The 19,724-nt window shown below is 30.0% G+C and carries 15 protein-coding genes; all 15 read left to right on the top strand.

The window, feature by feature from the left end:
* Positions 1 to 71 precede the first annotated feature (71 nt).
* The 15 genes from pnp (at position 72) to KGF50_RS22500 (ending at position 19,723) form a co-directional block, all read left to right on the top strand.
* Entirely contained in the window at positions 72 to 2,183 is a 2,112-nt protein-coding gene (gene pnp / locus KGF50_RS00945; protein WP_227836148.1) for a polyribonucleotide nucleotidyltransferase, read from the top strand.
* A 156-nt stretch (positions 2,184 to 2,339) separates the two neighbouring features.
* Positions 2,340 to 2,756 (top strand): MarR family transcriptional regulator, encoded by a 417-nt coding sequence (locus tag KGF50_RS00940; protein ID WP_227846446.1) that lies wholly within the window; start codon positions 2,340 to 2,342, stop codon positions 2,754 to 2,756.
* 48 nt (positions 2,757 to 2,804) lie between these two features.
* On the top strand, positions 2,805 to 4,205 hold the full coding sequence (locus tag KGF50_RS00935) for an MDR family MFS transporter (protein WP_227846406.1): 1,401 nt from the start codon (positions 2,805 to 2,807) through the stop codon (positions 4,203 to 4,205).
* A 384-nt stretch (positions 4,206 to 4,589) separates the two neighbouring features.
* A complete protein-coding gene (locus KGF50_RS00930; protein ID WP_227827201.1) occupies positions 4,590 to 5,333 on the top strand; it encodes a polysaccharide deacetylase family protein in 744 nt (247 codons plus the stop codon).
* Positions 5,334 to 5,489: 156 nt separating this feature from the next.
* A complete protein-coding gene (locus tag KGF50_RS00925; RefSeq protein WP_227846405.1) occupies positions 5,490 to 6,737 on the top strand; it encodes a M16 family metallopeptidase in 1,248 nt (415 codons plus the stop codon).
* Between the two features lie 34 nt (positions 6,738 to 6,771).
* Complete coding sequence (locus KGF50_RS00920; protein ID WP_003419503.1) at positions 6,772 to 7,017, top strand: YlmC/YmxH family sporulation protein; 246 nt, start codon at positions 6,772 to 6,774, stop codon at positions 7,015 to 7,017.
* A gap of 9 nt (positions 7,018 to 7,026) precedes the next feature.
* On the top strand, positions 7,027 to 8,250 hold the full coding sequence (gene dapG, locus KGF50_RS00915; protein ID WP_227846404.1) for an aspartate kinase: 1,224 nt from the start codon (positions 7,027 to 7,029) through the stop codon (positions 8,248 to 8,250).
* A 111-nt stretch (positions 8,251 to 8,361) separates the two neighbouring features.
* Complete coding sequence (locus KGF50_RS00910; RefSeq protein ID WP_227434232.1) at positions 8,362 to 9,096, top strand: ClpP family protease; 735 nt, start codon at positions 8,362 to 8,364, stop codon at positions 9,094 to 9,096.
* A 122-nt stretch (positions 9,097 to 9,218) separates the two neighbouring features.
* Complete coding sequence (locus tag KGF50_RS00905) at positions 9,219 to 11,630, top strand: FtsK/SpoIIIE family DNA translocase (RefSeq protein ID WP_227846403.1); 2,412 nt, start codon at positions 9,219 to 9,221, stop codon at positions 11,628 to 11,630.
* Positions 11,631 to 11,632: 2 nt separating this feature from the next.
* Positions 11,633 to 12,691, top strand: coding sequence for a tRNA 2-selenouridine(34) synthase MnmH (gene mnmH, locus KGF50_RS00900; protein ID WP_227846402.1), 1,059 nt, complete (start codon positions 11,633 to 11,635; stop codon positions 12,689 to 12,691).
* Positions 12,685 to 14,019 carry a 30S ribosomal protein S12 methylthiotransferase RimO gene (gene rimO, locus KGF50_RS00895; RefSeq protein ID WP_227846401.1) on the top strand — a complete coding sequence of 445 codons (1,335 nt, stop codon included), beginning with the start codon at positions 12,685 to 12,687 and terminating at the stop codon, positions 14,017 to 14,019. Before mnmH ends, rimO begins: the two co-directional genes overlap by 7 nt.
* Positions 14,006 to 14,548, top strand: a complete 543-nt coding sequence (pgsA, locus tag KGF50_RS00890; RefSeq protein ID WP_227846400.1) for a CDP-diacylglycerol--glycerol-3-phosphate 3-phosphatidyltransferase — start codon at positions 14,006 to 14,008, stop codon at positions 14,546 to 14,548. The genes rimO and pgsA overlap by 14 nt, the downstream gene beginning before the upstream one ends.
* 289 nt (positions 14,549 to 14,837) lie before the next feature.
* The gene (gene recA / locus KGF50_RS00885) at positions 14,838 to 15,884 is read left to right on the top strand and encodes a recombinase RecA (protein WP_227434237.1); all 1,047 of its coding nucleotides are present in this window, start codon (positions 14,838 to 14,840) and stop codon (positions 15,882 to 15,884) included.
* A gap of 175 nt (positions 15,885 to 16,059) precedes the next feature.
* Complete coding sequence (gene rny, locus KGF50_RS00880; protein WP_227434331.1) at positions 16,060 to 17,601, top strand: ribonuclease Y; 1,542 nt, start codon at positions 16,060 to 16,062, stop codon at positions 17,599 to 17,601.
* Positions 17,602 to 17,926: 325 nt separating this feature from the next.
* Positions 17,927 to 19,723, top strand: a complete 1,797-nt coding sequence (locus KGF50_RS22500; RefSeq protein ID WP_227846399.1) for a histidine kinase — start codon at positions 17,927 to 17,929, stop codon at positions 19,721 to 19,723.
* The last annotated feature ends 1 nt before the right edge of the window (position 19,724 follow it).

Genomic DNA, 19,724 nt, shown 5'->3' with positions numbered 1-19,724 from the left:
TTTATAGTATTTTTGATAATATAGTAAATAGAGTGATATACGTGTTTTTAATAAGAGGAGGACAAGCATTAATGTTTGAACATAAAATATTTAAAATGGATTTCGCAGGGAGAGAACTTTCTGTAGAAATAGGAAAAATTTGTGAAATGACTAACGGTAGCTGTATAGTTAGATACAGCGACAGTATGGTAATGGTAAATACAACTAAGTCAGCTAAGCCTAGAGACGGAATAGACTTTTTCCCTTTAAGTGTAGATTATGAAGAAAAATTATACTCTGTAGGTAAAATACCTGGAGGTTTTTTAAAGAGAGAAGGTAAGCCTTCAGAAAAAGCAATACTTACATCAAGATTGATAGATAGACCTATAAGACCATTATTTCCAAAAGGATTTAGAAATGATGTTCAGGTAGTTGCAACAGTTTTATCAGTAGATCAAGACTGCACACCAGATATAGTAGCAATGATAGGTTCATCTATAGCACTTTCTATATCAGATATACCATTTAACGGTCCAACAGGTTCAGTATGTATTGGTCTTGTAGATGGTGCATTTGTTGTAAATCCAAACGCAGAACAAAGAGAAAAAAGTTCAATGCATCTAGTTGTTTCAGGTACAAAAGAAGCAATAATGATGGTTGAAGCTGGAGCAGATGAAGTTCCAGATGACATAATGCTTGATGCTATTTTATTTGCTCATCAAGAGATAAAAAAAGTGGTTGAATTTATAGATGGTATAGTTGCAGAAGTTGGAAAAGAAAAAATTGTTGTTGAATTATACCATGCGGGAGAAGAAATAACTCAATTGGTTCGTGAATTTGCAACTGCTAAGATGAAGGATGCAGTTCAAACTTTTGAAAAATTAGAAAGAATGGAAAAGATGGATAGAGTTAAAGAAGAAACTCTAGCTCATTTTGAAGAAACTATTGAAAACTTTGAAGAACTTATTGGTGATATAGAGGAAGTATTACAAGATATAATAAAAGAAGAAGTAAGAAAGCTTATAGTACATGAAAATGTAAGACCAGATAATAGAAAATTAGAAGAAATCAGACCTATATGGTGTGAAACTGGTATGATACCTAGAGCTCATGGTTCAGCTATATTTACTAGGGGGCAAACTCAAGTACTTAATGTAGCCACTTTAGGTGCTTTAGGAGATGTTCAAAAGTTAGATGGATTAGATGAAGAAGAAAACAAGAGATATATGCATCACTACAATTTCCCAGCATATAGTGTTGGAGAAGCTAGACCATCAAGAGGTCCAGGTAGAAGAGAAATAGGACATGGTGCTTTAGCTGAGAGAGCTTTACTACCAGTGATACCATCTCAAGAAGACTTCCCTTATGCTATTAGATTAGTTTCTGAAGTATTGAGTTCAAATGGTTCTACATCTCAAGCGAGTGTATGTGGCTCAACATTATCTCTACTTGATGCGGGTGTACCTATAAGAGACATGGTTGCAGGTATAGCAATGGGACTTATAAAGCATGATGGTAAAGTAGCAGTACTTTCAGATATACAAGGTATGGAAGACCACTTAGGAGATATGGACTTTAAAGTGGCTGGTACAGAGCATGGTATAACTGCAATACAAATGGATATAAAAATAGATGGTATAGATAAAGAAGTTCTACAACGTGCTTTAAAACAAGCTAAGGAAGGTAGAATCCATATACTAGGAGAAATGAGAAAAACTATATCTCAACCAAAACCAGAGCTTTCACCATATGCACCTAAGATTGTTAAAATGCAAATAAATCCTGACAAAATAAAAGATGTAATAGGACCTGGTGGGAAGATAATAACTAAGATAATAGATGAAACTGGAGTTAAAATAGATATTGAACAAACTGGAGAAGTATTCATATCAGGTATTGAAATTGATATGATTAATAGAGCTCAAGAACTTATAAATAATATAGTTATTGAACCAGAAGTAGGAAAAACTTACAAAGGTAAAGTAAGTAGAATAATGAATTTTGGAGCATTTATTGAAATACTTCCAGGAAAAGAAGGATTACTTCATATATCTCATATAGCTCATGAAAGAGTTGCTAAGGTTGAAGATGTATTAAATATAGGAGATGAAGTTGAAGTTAAAGTTACAGAAATAGATGAAAAAGGAAGAGTTAACTTATCTAGAAAAGTTCTTTTACCAAAACCAGAGCATAAAAATAAATAATATATTAAATAATTAAAGGCAAAATCTTAGGATTTTGCTTTTTTTATTGCCTATATGATAATAATTATTAAATATCGTGCTAATATTGATTTTAGTGACAATATATGGTAAATTACTAATAGTGTTAGCAATTAAGGAAGTGATAATGTGGACTATATGGAATTAGCACTTGAACTTGGAGAGGTTAAGACGTTGATGGTAAAAATACCACATAAAGATAAAATTGCAGATATACAAAGTGGTGAAAAATTTGTATTGGGTTATTTATCTAAAAACAATAAAAAAGTAAATCCAAAAGAGATAAGTAGTACTATGAATGTTAGTACTGCTAGAATGTCTGCTATTCTTAATCAGTTAGAATCAAAGGAAATGATTGAGCGTTGTGTTGACCCACAAAATGGTAGACAGACACTAGTTCAATTAATGCCTAAGGGAATACAACAGCAGAAAATAAATGAAAAAGAATTTTTAGAATATACAGTTGAATTTTTAAAAGCACTAGGTCCAGAAGATGCTATTGCTTATATACGTATTCAAAAAAAGATTATGAAGTTTTTTGAAGATAAAAAATAGAGATATTTCTTAAAAGTTGCTAATAAAAAACAGAAAGAAGGTAAAGACATGAATTTAAATAAGCAATCTAGAAATATGATTTTTGCTGTACTATTGATTGGCTCTATAGTGGGCTCATTGCTTCAGACATCTCTTACTACTGCATTGCCAGTTATGATGGGAGATTTAAACATATCAGCCACAACAGCTCAATGGCTTACTAGTGCGTATACACTTGCTATGGGAATTATGGTTCCTGCCACTGCATTTTTGATTAGGAGATTTCCAACAAAACCACTTTTCATTAGTGCTATGAGTCTTTTTGCGGTAGGATTGTTGCTTTCTGCTAGTGCATCTTCATTTACACCTCTTTTGTTTGGTCGTATATTACAAGCAATGGGTAATGGAGTGTTGCTATCCATGACACAAGTAATAATTTTAACAATTTATCCTGCAGAGCAAATGGGTTCTATAATGGGTATATACGGTTTGGCTGCTGGTGCTGCACCAATATTTGCACCAACTCTAGCAGGAATTGTCATTGATATCTTTAATTGGCAAGCTATTTTTTGGTTTTCTTTAGTTATAAGTATTATCGATATTATTATAGCATCTAGAGTATTACAAAACGTAATAGAGACAAAAAAACAATCATTTGATACGTTTTCTATGATTTTATGTGCAGTAGGATTTAGTGGTCTTTTGATTGGGCTTGGGAATATTGGAACAACTGAGTTTTTCAGTATAAATATTGCTTTACCGTTATTTGTAGGTATAGTATCAATTATAGCATTTTCTTTGCGTCAGATTCACTCAAAAGAGCCATTTCTAGAACTCCGTATTCTTAAGAATAAAAGTTATAGACTTGCTGTAATTATAAGTATGCTTCTATATGTTGTAATGATGGCAGGTTCCACTTTAATTCCAATATACATCCAGACAGTAAGAGGATTTTCAGCAACTAAGTGTGGTCTTATTATGATGCCAGGTTCTCTTGTAATGGCACTTATAAGTCCTTTTGCGGGAAGATTTTATGATAAGTTTGGAATACGAAAACTAATTGTATGTGGAAGTATATTCTTGGCAATAAGTTGTCTTGGTGTATCTTTTGTAGGAAAAGATACTTCAGTATTGTATATTTCTGCTTTTTATATTATACGTCTGATAGCTATTGGATTAATTATGATGCCTATTGTTACTTGGGGAATGAGTGTGCTTGGGGAAAAAAATATTGCTCATGGAACAGCATTACTTACTTCATTGCGTACAATAGCTGGTGCTATTGGCTCAGCAGTTTTTGTTGCAGTAATGACAAGTGCTACAGTAACATCACGAGGTATGACAAATACTACAGCAAATGTATTTGGAATAGATGTTGCATTTATTTGTATTTCAATTGTTGCAGTAGTTCAGTTTTTAATAGCTTTCTTTTTTATAGAAAGAAAAAATTTAAAGAAATCAACAAACTAAAGCTTTTTTATAGAGTTTAAAAGTACAATTACATAAACATATTCTAGTTATTATAATATATTTTCAAATATGAAATTAAACTTTTGAATATGAAATAAAAATCCTCTGTTACTCTTGCTAACAGAGGATTTTTATATAAAATGTATTACATCCTCTTGCATTAAAAATAGCAGAAGAAAGTATTTTAGGAAATTTTAAAGTGATAGTAAAAATAAATAGTTAACCAAATAACTGTTTAATGATATAGGTTTATTTAAGAAATTTTTAATAGAATTTTTTATTGATATACAGAGAGAGGTTTATGTTATATTTAGTGCATAAATAAAGCGTTCCTTTAATAGTATTAAATAAGAAACAATTTGTACATAATTAGGGGGAGTTTTAATGATAATGATGGTACTTAATAAGAGTAAGCTCAAAAAAATTATAATACTAATTTTAGTGATATTATTAGGATTGTCAGGAGGGGTAATGGTATTAAAATTGTTTAACAATAAGCCCGTCTTTAACTTGTTCAATGGAGTAGATTTACCATATGAGAGAGGTACAAAAGATAAAAGTGGCTACGTTGCATTAACATGCAACGTAGATCTTGGATGGGAAACAGAGTACATAGAATCTATTTTGGAAACTCTTAAAAAAGAGAATGTAAAAATTACTTTTAATGTAACTGGGAAATGGGCAGAAAAAAACAAAGACGAATTATTGAAGATAAAGAAACAAGGACATGAAATAGGTAATCATGGATACAAACATTTAGATTATTCGACACTATCATATGAAGATAACTATGAACAAATAGAAACTTCTAAAAAGATAATTGAAGAAATTATAAATGAAAAGACCAAGTTTTTTCAAGCTCCAGCAGGTTCTTTTGGTGCAGAAACAGTAAAGGCAGCTAAAGAATTAGGATATACTTCAATTAAATGGGATGCTGACACTATAGACTGGAAATATAAAGATCAACCAGAAGTAATTATAGATAGAATGAAGAAAAAAGATATTAAAGATAGTAGTATAATCTTAATGCATCCAACTGATGCAACGACAAAATGTATAGATGATATTATAGCAATTGTAAGAGAAAAAGGATTGAAACCAGGTAAACTTAGTGATGTATTTAAGTAGACAAAGTATAAATATTTGATTAAGATTGTATAAGTTGTGGTTGAATTAATTAAAAGACTGACTTATAATGTAATACATATAAAAATAAATAGAATTAGAACATAGTGTTTTCAATAATCCAATGTAAAATAAAGAATAAATTTTTAGGAGAATGTAATGTATAAGACAAAAATACTGGAAAATGGGCTTACAATAATTGGTGAAGAAATACCATATCTAAAGTCAATAACGTTAGGTATTTGGATAAATGCAGGGTCTAGAATAGAAGAAGAAGAGGTAAGTGGAACTTCTCATTTTATAGAACATATGATGTTTAAAGGAACCCAAAATAGAACCTCAAAAGAGATTGCTAGCACAATTGACAATTTAGGTGGGCAAATCAATGCATTTACAAGTAAAGAATGTACATGTTATTATGTAAAATTAATAGATGAGCATATAGATACAGGAATAGATGTATTAAGTGATATGATACTAAATTCTAGATTTGATAAAAATGATATAGATAAGGAAAGACTCATAATATTGGAGGAACTTAAGATGTATGAAGATTCTCCAGACGATTTATCTTATGATTTATTAGTCGAAAATATATATGCTAATGATGGTTTAGGGATGAATATAATTGGTACAAAAGAATCTCTATACAATATAACTAAGGAATCTATGTTAGAGTACTTAAACAAATATTATATTCCAAATAACGCTGTCATTTCTATAGTTGGAAACTTTGATTTTGATGATATGGTGGATAAACTTAAATCTAAATTTGGAAACTGGGAAAAGAGAAATTTAAATATAGACATAACTGAGGCCAAGTTTAATCCTTGTTTTATATCAAAAAATAAAGATACTGAACAGGTAAATTTGGCTATGTGTCTAAAAGGTATTCCATTTGAAAATGATGATGAAGTTTATTCAATGGCAGTGGTAAACAATATTTTTGGTGGAAGTATAAGCTCAAGACTTTTTCAGAAGATAAGGGAGGAAAAAGGTTTAGTATATTCAATATATTCATCACAAACACTATACAGAAAATGTGGTGAATTAGGTATATTTGCAAGTATGAGTACAGAAAATTTACAAGATGTTTATAATTTAATAAAAGAAGAAATTGAAAATATAAGAAAAAATTATCTTACAGAAAAAGAAATATTTGAAAGTAAGGAGCAACTAAAAGGTAATTATATATTGGATTTAGAAAGTACTAGCAGTAGAATGATGTCTACTGGTAAATCTATGTTGTTGAGTAAAAAAGTAAAAACTACAGATGAAATACTTGAATGTATAAATAATGTTGATATTAATTCAGTAAAAAAAGTTGTTGATAAGGTATTCAATATAGAAAATATTGGTACGTGCATAGTTGGAAGAGATGTAGAAGATATTCTGCACTTGGATTAATATCTTAAAAAGTAAATCTCTGGAGGTATAAAATATGAATTTATCTGAAATAGCAGGTAAGGAAATAGTTAACTTAGTCACAGGAGAAAGATTAGGAGTTATTGGAGAGTGTGACCTTATACTAGATGAAACTACAGGCGGGATATTGGCGCTTTTAATTCCAAAAGAAAAAGGCTTTTTTGCCAGAAGAAAAGATAAGTCATTTTTAGAAGTTCCATGGAGAAATGTAAAAAAAATAGGCAATGATATGATAATTATAGAATATGAGGGATATATTTAGGAGGAAAAAATGAGTATTTTAGTGCAAAAGTTTGGTGGGACATCAGTAGAATCATATGAAAAAATGAATGAAGTATGTAAGATAGTAAAAGCATACAAAGATAATGATGAAGAGTTACAATTAGTATTAGTAGTTTCAGCAATGGGTAGAAAGGGTGCTCCATATGCCACAGATACACTTATAAATCTGTGTAATTCAGTAAATGATGAACCAAATAAAAGAGAACTTGATTTAATAATGTCTTGTGGTGAAATAATATCAGGGACAGTTCTTGCTAATTTATTAAATGCAAAAGGTATAGAATCTGTTTTCTTTACTGGTCAACAAGCAGGTATAATTACAAGTGATGAGTATTCTAATGCAAAAATAAAATATATAAACCCTAAAAAGGTAAAAAGAGCATTAGATGATGGTAAAGTTGTTGTTATAGCTGGATTTCAAGGTGTAACAGATGATGGTGAAGTAACTACTCTTGGAAGAGGTGGAAGTGATACATCAGCAGTTGCTATTGGTAAATCTTTAGAATGTGAGACAGTTGAAATTTATACTGATGTAGATGGTATAATGACTGCAGACCCTAGAGTAGAACCAAATGCTAAAGTATTGAGTTTTATAGATTATGAAGAAGTATTTCAAATGGCAGATAAAGGAGCTAAGGTAATACATCCAAGAGCAGTACAGTTGGCTAAAAGTGGAAATATAACTCTAGCAATAAAAAATACAATGAATCCAACTTTTGAAGGTACAAAAATAGGTTCTTTATGTAAGCATTTAGAACAAAATATAGAATATGAACAAGAAAAAGACCTTAAAGTTGCTGTTGCGAATAAAGATAGTGTTGCTCAAGTTAAGATTAAATCAGCAGAAGAAGTGTTTACAGAAGTATTAAATGAAATAGAAAAGAAACTTATAAATATAGACATGATAAATTTCTTTATATCAGAAAAAGCCTTTGTTATTGAAGATGCTGATATAAAAGAATTAAAAGAAATACTAGATAAATTTGAGTTAGATTATGAAGTAAATAGAGATTGTGCTAAAGTAACATTGATATGTTCAAGAATAGCTGATGAAATGTCTGGTATCATGTCAAAAGTAGTTAGAGGTTTATCAAAAGCTGGAGTATCTCTCTTACAAACATCAGATTCAAATATGACTATATCTTGTTTAGTTAGTGAAGAAGATATGCATACAGCAGTACATGCAATACACCAACAATTTTATGTAAAATAAGAGTCATAATACAATTACTTTTATTCAAAATTTAATAATTTTGCGTATATCTTAATATATTTGATTTATTTGGTAAAACTAAGTTAAATATATTTTGATAGGAGTTTTTTTATGAAAGATTATAAAGATGATAATGAAACATTTGATAAAGATAATTGTAGAAGAGATTCTAGCTGTGAAGAAAGAGAATGTATAAAACAATTTGGCACTAGTGAGATGCCTCCTCAGCCTCCTAAAGATACCCAATGTATAACTATAATTGGAGAAATTGAAGGTCATTTTATAGGAAATCCTCAGAAAAAAGCTACAAAGTACGAACATATAATTCCAATGCTTTATTCAATTGAGGAAAGTAATGATGTTAAAGGAGTATTAGTTGTTTTAAATACTGTTGGAGGAGACATTGAGGCAGGTCTAGCTATTGCAGAACTTTTAAATAGTACATCCAAAAAAGTAGTTACTCTTGTATTAGGAGGAAGTCATAGTATAGGTGTTCCTCTTGCTACTGCAGGTGATTACTCATTTATAGCTCCAACTGCAACAATGATTATACATCCTGTAAGAACTACTGGTCTTGTAATAGGTATAAATGAAACTTTCGAGTATTTTAAAAAGATGCAAGAGAGAATAATTCAGTTTATCATAAGAACCTCTAATATAGAAAGAGATATACTTGATAAACTTATGCATGAGAAAGATGAACTTATAAGTGATGTGGGTAGTGTTCTAATAGGAAAAGAAGCTGTAGATTATGGGCTTATAGATGAAGTTGGTGGATTAAAAGATGCTATTAAAAAATTAAAAGAGCTTATAAAAGAATCAGAGGAAGAAAAAAATAATGATTAAAATTTGTTTAAATAATAAAATTTATGATATAATGATGTAATAAAGTAGGAGTGTTAGTGTTAAGGCATTAGCACTTTTTGCTATGAAGGGGTAAAACTTGCTAAAAATAAGGAGTGATATTAATGGCCACGAAAAAAAAGAAAAAAAAGAAGGTAAATACCTTAAGCTTTAATGCAGAATATCATAATTTGATAACAATATTTATAGGTGTATTTTTATTATATAGTTTAAATTCTAATTCTATGGGATGGATACCTGTAATAATGCAAAATCTCTTTAAAGGATTATTTGGAGGACTTTCCATAGCAATACCATTTATAGTGATTATAACAGGACTTCTAGGATTTTTTGATGGAAATGAATATATATATAGATTGAGAAAGACTAAATTATACTACATAATTATTTTATTTATTTTTGTATTTTATGGATTGTTAAATGCAGGAACTCTTCCTGTAGATAGCCCACTAAAAGGTAACATGTTTGATGATGTTATGAAATTGGGTGTAAGTGGACAAGGTAGTGGTTTAATAGCAACAACTATTGCATATTATATGAGTAAAATATTTGGTATAGCAGGTGGATGGCTAATAAGTATATTTGCTCTTATACTTTCTATAATGTTTATATTCAATATTTCTATAAAAGATTTGGTATCAAATGCAAAGTCAAAATCTAAAGCATCAAAAGACAGTAATTTAACTTTTAAAGATAAAATTTCAAATATGAAAAAGTCTGCAATAGATATGATAACTGATGAAGTGGACGATACTACTGTAAACAAGAAGCCTGGATTTTTTAAAGGGTTGATGTCAAAAGGTCGTAACAATGAAGATGAAGAAGAGGAATATTTTGAAGAAGAAAATGGTGATGGTGTAGACGATAAGACTATTAAAATAGTTGGTTTTAACAAGGCAGAAGATGAATATTTAGAAATATTAGAAGGAACTCAAAGTATGCCAGAACTAGATGTTTTAAAAGAGTTACAGAAAGCTACAAATGAAAATTCAGTTGTAGAGACTAAACCAGAAAAAAAAGTTGATATAAGCAAATCTAATTTAGATATAGAAAAAACTCAACCAATAAGCATTGTATCAGAGTCAAATGTTGAAGACTATTCAAATTATAAAAAACCTAGTGTTGAACTTTTAAATAAAGTAAATAAAAAATCTGATGAAAATGGTAAGAAGAAAGTTTTAAAAAATGCCTCTCTTTTAGAAAAGACACTTTCAGATTTTGGAGTAGAAGCAAAGATTAATCAAGTTACAGTTGGTCCGACTATAACAAGATATGAGATACAGCCAAGTCCAGGGGTTAAAGTAAGTAAAATTGTAAACTTAACTGATGATATAGCTTTGAGTTTAGCAGCTAAAAGTATAAGAATTGAAGCACCAATTCCTGGGAAAAGTGCGATTGGAATAGAAGTTCCAAATGAGGAAGCTCAAATGGTTGGAGTAAGAGAAGTTCTAGAAAGTGAAGAGTTTAATAATTTTGATTCTCCTCTTGCAATGGGGCTTGGAAAAGACGTAGCAGGTAAAATTATAATTGGAGATATAGGTAAGATGCCACATTTACTTATAGCTGGTTCTACAGGCTCAGGAAAGAGTGTCTGTGTAAACACTTTGATAAGTAGTATATTATATAAGGCAAACCCCGATGAAGTAAAATTACTTTTAATAGACCCAAAAGTGGTTGAACTTGCAAATTATAATGGAATACCACATCTTCTGATACCTGTAGTTACAGACCCTAAAAAAGCTGCTAATGCTTTAAACTGGGCAGTGACAGAGATGAATAGAAGATATAAACTATTTGCAGATGCTCAAGTAAAAGATGTAACAAGTTATAACGAAAAATCAGAGGAAAAATTACCTAAAATAGTAATAATAATAGATGAGTTAGCAGATTTAATGATGGCAAGTGCAAATGATGTAGAGGATTATATTTGTAGATTGGCTCAGATGGCCAGAGCTGCTGGGATGCATTTGATTGTAGCTACACAAAGACCATCTGTTGATGTCATAACAGGTGTTATAAAAGCCAATATACCATCTAGAATAGCATTTGCAGTGTCATCTCAAACTGATTCAAGAACAATACTTGATATGGGTGGAGCAGAGAAACTTTTAGGTAAAGGTGATATGTTATTTTACCCACTTGGAGCAGCAAAACCAGTTAGACTTCAAGGTGCATTTATATCAGAAAGTGAGTCAGAAAGAGTAATTGATTTTGTAAAAGACCAAGTTAAGGATGGAATAAAGTATGAGGAAGATATAATTGAAACTATATCTAAAGTTAACACATCAAAATCTAGTGATGAGGATGAATTTTTAAGTGAAGCAATAGAATTTGTTGTAGAGAGCGGTCAAGCGTCTGCTTCTATGCTACAAAGAAGATTTAAAATAGGATTTAATAGAGCAGCTAGACTTATTGACTCTATGGAAGAAAGAGGTATAATTGGAGCTAGCGAGGGAAGCAAGCCAAGAAAGGTACTAATAAGCAAACAAGATTTGCAGAATTTAGAAGGTGAATAGAATTGTCAGTTATAAAAATAGAAAAGGCACTTAAGCTAGAAAAAGTAGTTTTTGTAGATGTAAGAACAGAAGGGGAATATGAAGAAGACCATATATTAAATGCTTTTAATATGCCTATTTTTAAAAACAATGAGCATAATGAAGTTGGAACTATTTATAAGATGCAGGGAAAGCATGAAGCAATACAAAAGGGATTTGATTATGTATCGTATAAGCTAAAAGATATATATTTACAAGCAGCAGAGCTTGCAGCAAATTATGATAATATTGTCATATATTGTGCAAGAGGTGGAATGAGAAGTGGAAGTATAGTAAATGTATTGTCCTCGTTAGGTGTAAATGTTTATCAACTTGAAGGTGGATATAAGGCTTATAGAAACTTTGTATTGGATTACTTAAGAAATATAATGAATACAAAGAACTTTATATCTGTGCATGGATTAACTGGTTCAGGAAAGACTGATTTATTACATTTATTGAAGAAAAAAGAAATAGATGTATTAGATTTAGAAGGTCTGGCTAAAAATAGTGGCTCAACTTTTGGTTTTATAACATTTGATAAGAAACCACCATCTCAAAAGAACTTTGAAACTAACTTATTTGAAAATATATTTTTTTCCAAGAAGGATTATATATTTGTTGAAAGTGAAAGTAAGCGAGTTGGAAGTGTCACAGTTCCTAATGAAATCTTCGACGCAATGATACGAGATGGGTATCATATACTACTGGAATGTGATATTGACAATAGAGTCAATAGACTTTGTAGAGATTATATTTATGGTAAAGATGAAGATAATATATTGGTTTTAAAAGAGTGTATAAATAAATTCAGAAAAAGATTGGGTCATAAAGCAGTAGATGGATATATTGATTTATTAGAATCAGGTAAATATGAAGAGCTTGTAAAAAAATATCTTATAGAATATTACGACCCACTTTATATGCATTCAGTGGAAAAATATAAGTACAATAAAATTGTAAATTTTGATGACACACAAAAAGCCCTAGAAGATGTTATAGGCTTATATGAGAGCATATTGGAAGGAGAGAAAAAATGTTAAAGATAGCATTAGAATCATTAGGATGCTCAAAAAATTTAGTGGATGCAGAAATAATGATGGGAATTTTAAATAAAAAAGGTTATAAATTAATAGGAGATTTTGAAGAAGCTGATGTAATTATAGTAAATACTTGTGGATTTATAGAGTCAGCTAAGCAGGAATCAATTGACACGATAATAGAATTTGCAGAATTAAAACAGACTGGGAATCTAAAGCTGTTGATAGTAACAGGCTGTCTAGCTCAAAGATACTCTGAGGAATTAAAAACTGAAATTCCAGAAATAGATGCAATAGTTGGAACAGGAAGCTACCAAAATATAGATGACATACTTAAAGATTTGAGTGAGAAACATCAAATTGTAAGTCTTGATGATATCGAGTTTGTATTTAATGAGGACTTACCAAGATATCTATCTACGCCTAGCTATATGGCATACTTAAAAATTGGAGAAGGATGTTCTAATAATTGTACTTATTGTATAATACCTAAGCTTAGAGGTAAATATAGAAGTAGAAAATTTGAAGATATAATTAAAGAAGCGAATAAATTGGCTGAATCTGGAGTAAAAGAACTTGTAGTTATAGCTCAAGATACTACAAAGTATGGTTTTGATTTATATGGGAAAGAAAGATTACCAGAACTTTTAGAAGAACTTGCAAAGATAAATGGGTTTAAATGGATAAGAGTTATGTACTCATATCCAGAATCAATAACAGAAGAGCTGATTAAAGTTATAAAAGAACATGATAATATATGTAGCTATTTTGATATGCCAATACAACATGCAAGTAACAGTATTTTAAAGTTAATGAATAGAAAAACTAGTAAAGAGGATATATTAAATAAAATTAAACTTATAAGAAAGAATATACCAGATGCTATACTTAGAACTACAATAATAGTAGGCTTTCCTGGTGAAACAGAAGAGGACTTTGGACAGCTTGTAGATTTTGTCAAAGAAGTTAAATTTGATAGGCTAGGTGCTTTTGCATATTCAAGAGAAGAAGATACACCAGCAGATAAATTACCAAATCATATAGATGAAGAAGTAAAAATACAAAGAAGAGATACTTTGATGATGATTCAACAAAAAATATCTGAAGAACTTAATGATAAAAAAATAGGAAAAACATATGAAGTACTAATAGAAGAACAAATAGAAGATAATGTATATACAGGAAGAACACAGGGCGATGCAGAAGAAATTGATAGTATAGTATATGTAAAAAGTGTAGATAATCTTGAAGTAGGAGAATTCGTAAGTGTTCAAATAAATGATGCAATGGAATACGATTTAATGGGAGATGTTGTAGATGAACTTGCCTAACAAATTAACTTTGTTTAGAATATTTTTAATTCCAGTATTTGTTTTAATAATGTTATTTAATGTACCAAATAAGTTTATATTAGCTTGTATTATTTTTATAGTAGCTTCAATTACTGATGCACTAGATGGAAAAATAGCTAGAAAGTATAACTTAGTTACTGATTTTGGGAAGTTTATGGACCCATTGGCAGATAAGTTATTAGTAATCTCAGCACTTACATGTATGATAGAAGATGGTCTTGTAAGTAGTTGGATGGTAATTATAATAGTAGCTAGAGAGCTTACAGTTAGTATATTGAGGGCTATAGCAGCAGCTGATGGAAAAGTAATAGCAGCTGGTGGCAGTGGAAAACTTAAAACGATAACTCAAATGATATCAGTAGTAATTTTATTGTTAGGAGCTCAGTTTGAAAATGAATTAATACTAAATATAGGTGGAATTCTTATACTTATAGCAACACTACTTACTTTATATTCTGGATGGGAATATCTATATAAAAATAAAGAACTTTTCATGTCTTCTAAATAGAATATTAGCATTTAATAAACATAAAATGATTGATTAATAAATAAAAAATAAAAACTTAAAATTTTAAAAATGTAAAAAAGGGTATACTATAATAGTATACCTCTTTTCTTTTTCAGTAATATTTTCTTTTGTGTATATAATTATTGATAATGGTTTATAAATAAAATGTAGCAAATAAAAATATAATCATTAGGAGCGTTTTTAAATTGACTAGGTTTGATTTATGTTATATAATTAATATATAACAAGAGAACAAATGTTTGTAGATAAATGAAGGGATGGTATAGAGATGAGTGTAGATCAAGAAAAATTAAAAGCGTTGAATGAAGCTTTAGGTAAAATCGAAAAAGATTTTGGTAAAGGTTCAGTAATGAAATTGGGAGAAGCAACGTCTATGTCTATAGATGTTATATCAACAGGAGCAATCGGTTTAGATATAGCTATTGGTATAGGAGGTCTACCTAGAGGGAGAATAGTTGAAATATATGGTCCAGAATCTTCTGGTAAGACGACTGTTGCACTTAGTTGTGTAGCATCAGCTCAAAAAAATGGAGGAATAGCTGCATTTATAGATGCTGAACATGCGCTTGACCCAGTATATGCAAAAGCATTAGGTGTGGATGTTGATAATCTAATCATATCTCAACCAGATACAGGAGAGCAAGCCTTAGAAATAGCAGAGGCATTAATAAGAAGTGGTGCAATTGATATAATAGTAATAGATTCAGTTGCAGCATTGGTTCCAAAAGCAGAAATAGACGGAGATATGGGTGATTCTCATGTAGGTTTACAAGCTAGACTTATGTCTCAAGCACTTAGAAAATTAACTGGTTCGATTAAAAAATCAAATTGTGTTGCTATATTCATAAACCAATTAAGAGAGAAAGTAGGAATAATGTTTGGAAATCCAGAGACAACTACTGGAGGACGTGCATTAAAATTCTACTCATCAGTTAGATTGGATGTTAGAAAAATAGACACAATAAAACAAGGTGACAAGGTTATAGGAAGCAGAACAAGAGTTAAGGTTGTTAAAAACAAAGTAGCACCACCATTTAAACAATCTGAATTTGATATAATGTATGGAGAAGGTATATCAAAAATTGGAGATCTTTTAGATATAGCTGCTGACATAGATATAGTTAAAAAATCAGGTTCATGGTATAGTTACAATGATACTAAACTTGGACAAGGAAGAGAAAATGTAAAAAAATTCCTAGAGGATAATATGGATTTAACTAATGAAATAGATGAAAAAGTTAGAACATTTTACAACTTAAATGAGGTTAGTGAAGAAGCGGGTACTTTGGTATCAGAAGAAGTTGTTGAAAAATAAGTGAAAATATAAAAAAATAACTATTAAATAAGGACATACCACGCTCCCTATTAGCTTGACACAATGTTGAAAAAATTATAAAATTAAGTGAGGATAAAATATCTAAATTTAATTTTAATTATTAGGAATATTTTTTAATCATAGTGATGACATTTTGGGATTATTAACGAAGGAGGTGGATGTCATAGATAGTGTAGTAATGATTGTAATAGGTGCAGCTGTTGGTATTATAGCTGGATATTTTGTTAGAAAAAATATATCTGAAGCAAAAATTGGACAAGCTGAAAACTTGGCCAAAGAAATAATAGATAAAGCACACCACGACTCAGAAACAGTACAGAAAGAAAAGTTATTAGAAGCTAAAGAAGAGATCCATAAATGGAGAACAGAAGCTGAAAGAGAAAACAAAGAAAGAAGAACAGAAGTACAAAAGTATGAAAAAAGAGTAGTACAAAAAGAAGAAGTCTTAGATAGAAAACTACAAAATTTAGAATCTAAAGAAGTAAATTTAAGTGAAAAACTAAAGACAGTTGAAAAGAAAGAAGAAGAAGTTGAAGTAATAAAAACTCAACAATTGGAAAAATTAGAAAGCATATCAGGAATTACATCTGATAAGGCTAAAGAAATTATTTTAACAAATGCTGAGAGAGATGTAAGACGTGAAATGTCTATAATGATAAAAGAGATAGAAGGTCAAGCTAAAGAAGAAGCTGATAAGAAATCAAGAGAAATTATAGGATATGCAATTCAAAAATGTGCAGCAGATCACGTAGCTGAAACTACTGTTACAGTAGTGAGCTTACCTAATGATGAAATGAAGGGTAGAATAATAGGTAGAGAAGGTAGAAATATAAGGACTCTAGAAACTTTAACAGGGATAGACCTTATAATAGATGACACTCCAGAAGCAGTAATTTTATCAGGATTTGATCCAATAAGAAGAGAAATTGCAAGAATTGCTCTAGAAAAATTAATAGCAGATGGAAGAATACATCCAGCTAGAATTGAAGAAATGGTTGAAAAAGCGAGAAAAGAAGTTGACAATATTATAAAAGAATATGGTGAACAAGCTGCATTTGAAACTAGTGTACATGGAATTCATCCAGAATTAATAAGATTATTAGGTAGACTTAATTATAGAACTAGTTATGGACAAAATGTCCTTAAACATTCTATAGAAGTTGCTCATATAGCTGGTATAATGGCTGCTGAGATAGGCGCAGACATTAGATTAGCTAAGAGAGCTGGTTTATTACATGATATAGGTAAGGCTGTAGATCATGAAATGGAAGGTACACATGTTGAAATAGGTATGGATTTACTTAGACGTTATAAGGAGTCTAAAGAAGTTATACATGCTATGAGTACACATCATGGAGATTATGAGCCTCAAACAGTAGAAGCTGTATTAGTTACAGCAGCAGATGCGATATCAGCTGCTAGACCTGGTGCTAGAAGAGAGACTTTGGAAGCTTATATTAAGAGACTTGAAAAACTAGAAGAGATAGCTAATTCATACGAAGGTGTAGAAAAATCATTTGCTATACAAGCTGGTAGAGAAATTAGAATAATGGTAAAACCAGAAGCTATAAATGATGAAGAAATACACTTATTAGCTAGAGATATGACTAAGAAAATAGAGGATGAACTTGAATATCCTGGACAAATAAAAGTAAGTATAATAAGAGAAACAAGAGCTATAGAATATGCAAAATAAAATATAAATATCTAAATGATAATAAAAATATTTTTAAAAATTTAGATTTGCCACAGGATATAATGATTTATCCTGTGGCTTTTTAATTTTTAGGGTTTAAAATTATATAATTTGAAATAAGTATAAGGTGAATAAATATTAATTATAAAGAATAAATAAAATTAATTCTTATATACACATTGTTTGTATAATTATTTAAGTTTGTTTGATATAATGAAGTGATAAAATAATCTATTATATTTAAATAAATATTTTTAGGTTATATAATTTTTTTATATATTTAAATATATAAAAAATATGCATATATTTTATGGAGGAAACTATTGTGGAAAAGAAAACATCTAGATGGTATATGTATTATTTACCTGTATTACTAACTTTATCAGTAATACTGTTGCTTGTTTGTGCTTTTAAATCAGACAAACATTCAAATCCTCGAAGTAATCTTATTCCAGTTTCATTTATTGGAGAATTTAGAACATCTGATTCTGAAAATTTCCATCCATTTATCAATGTTGACTCATTGAATAATATAAGAAAAGAGTCTATTTATTTGCGTGGACATTTTAGCAGAAATATTCCAGCAGGAGAGACACTTTTATTACATATCAGTCATCTAAAAGTTAATATCCATGTATCCAATAAAGAGGTATTCTCCATAGGTCAGGAGGAGTCAGAAAATGCACTAACAAAGTCTACAGGACATCTATGGACAGGTTTTAAATCTGATGGAATATCAGTTGATGATTTAGTTGAGATAACTATACAACGGGTGTACCCTAGCGGACGAGCATTACAATTAGTATGTTTTTTTGATGAAATGCAGATTGGTTCTAAGGGAGATTTAATTGTTAGTACACTCCATGAAAATAGGATTGGTCTTATATTTACTATGTTAACAATATCTTTTGGATTGTTTGGCTTAATTGCAAGTATTATTTTGTTTTGTTTGAAAAGTGAGCTAACACGTCAGATTTTTTTATTATCATGGTTTGCTATATTTGGTGGAATTTGGTGTTTAGCGGATTTTAATATACTTACTCTTATTATCCAATCTCCAACTCTTGTTAGTATTTTGGAATTACTGTCACAGTTTTTACTTCCAACGTTTTGCATACTTTATTTGGCTACCTACTTAACTGAATGGAGATTAAAAGTTATAAATTTAGGTGTGTATTCAATTATGATTGGCATACTATTTTGTGTGATTCTTCAAATACTACATATTTACGATTTGCATGAGTTTCTTATTTTACAAAATAGCATCTGTATTCTAATTGTATCACTTGGTATGGGGTTCTTGGTTATAGAAATTATTATATATAGAGAAGTTGATGCTAAGATTGCGTTGGTTGCTTATCTACCAGCAACTATAGGTGGTATTGCAGAAATAGCAAATTATTATACTATATACATTAGAAGCTTACCATTTTTCTGTATAGGTTTTCTAACCACTATTGTATTACAGATTGGGCATATGATGCTGTCTATCAAAAGGAAGGAAAAGTTTCAACAGAGATTAGAGGGAGAATTGATGGAAAATCGCATTTCTATAATGCTTAGTCAAATACAGCCTCATTTTTTATATAATGCACTTAATACTATTCAATATTTGTGTAAACATGATTCTGACATGGCAGTTCATGCAGTAGAAAAATTTTCTTCTTATCTTCGTGGGAATATGGATTCTCTTACACAAAAAAAGCTAATTCCATTTGAAAAAGAATTAGCTCATTTAAAAAATTATTTGTACATAGAGCTATTACGCTTTGGAGAGCGTATAAAAATCCATTATGAGCTTACAATTACTGATTTTTTTATTCCTGTTCTCACTGTACAACCAATTGTTGAAAATGCAATACGACATGGTGTTACAAAACAAAAAGAAGGTGGAACAATTATAGTATCAACATCCAAGGATGAAAATAACATTTATATTGTTATAAAAGATGATGGAGTAGGTTTCCGACCCTTTGAAAGAGCAAATGATGGAAAAAGCCATATTGGGATTCAAAATGTAAAAAGACGATTAGAGACACAATGTAATGGAAATTTAAATATAGAAAGTTGTATAGGAAAAGGTACAATAGTAACAATAATCATTCCTATTAGAAAGGAGTAAA

It is taken from the genome of Clostridioides sp. ZZV15-6598, from assembly GCF_020657705.1.
GTDB classification, from domain to species: Bacteria; Bacillota; Clostridia; order Peptostreptococcales; family Peptostreptococcaceae; genus Clostridioides; species Clostridioides difficile_F.
The sequence above is the reverse complement of the archived record's forward strand: the minus strand, read 5'-3'. Positions and strand labels throughout refer to the sequence as shown.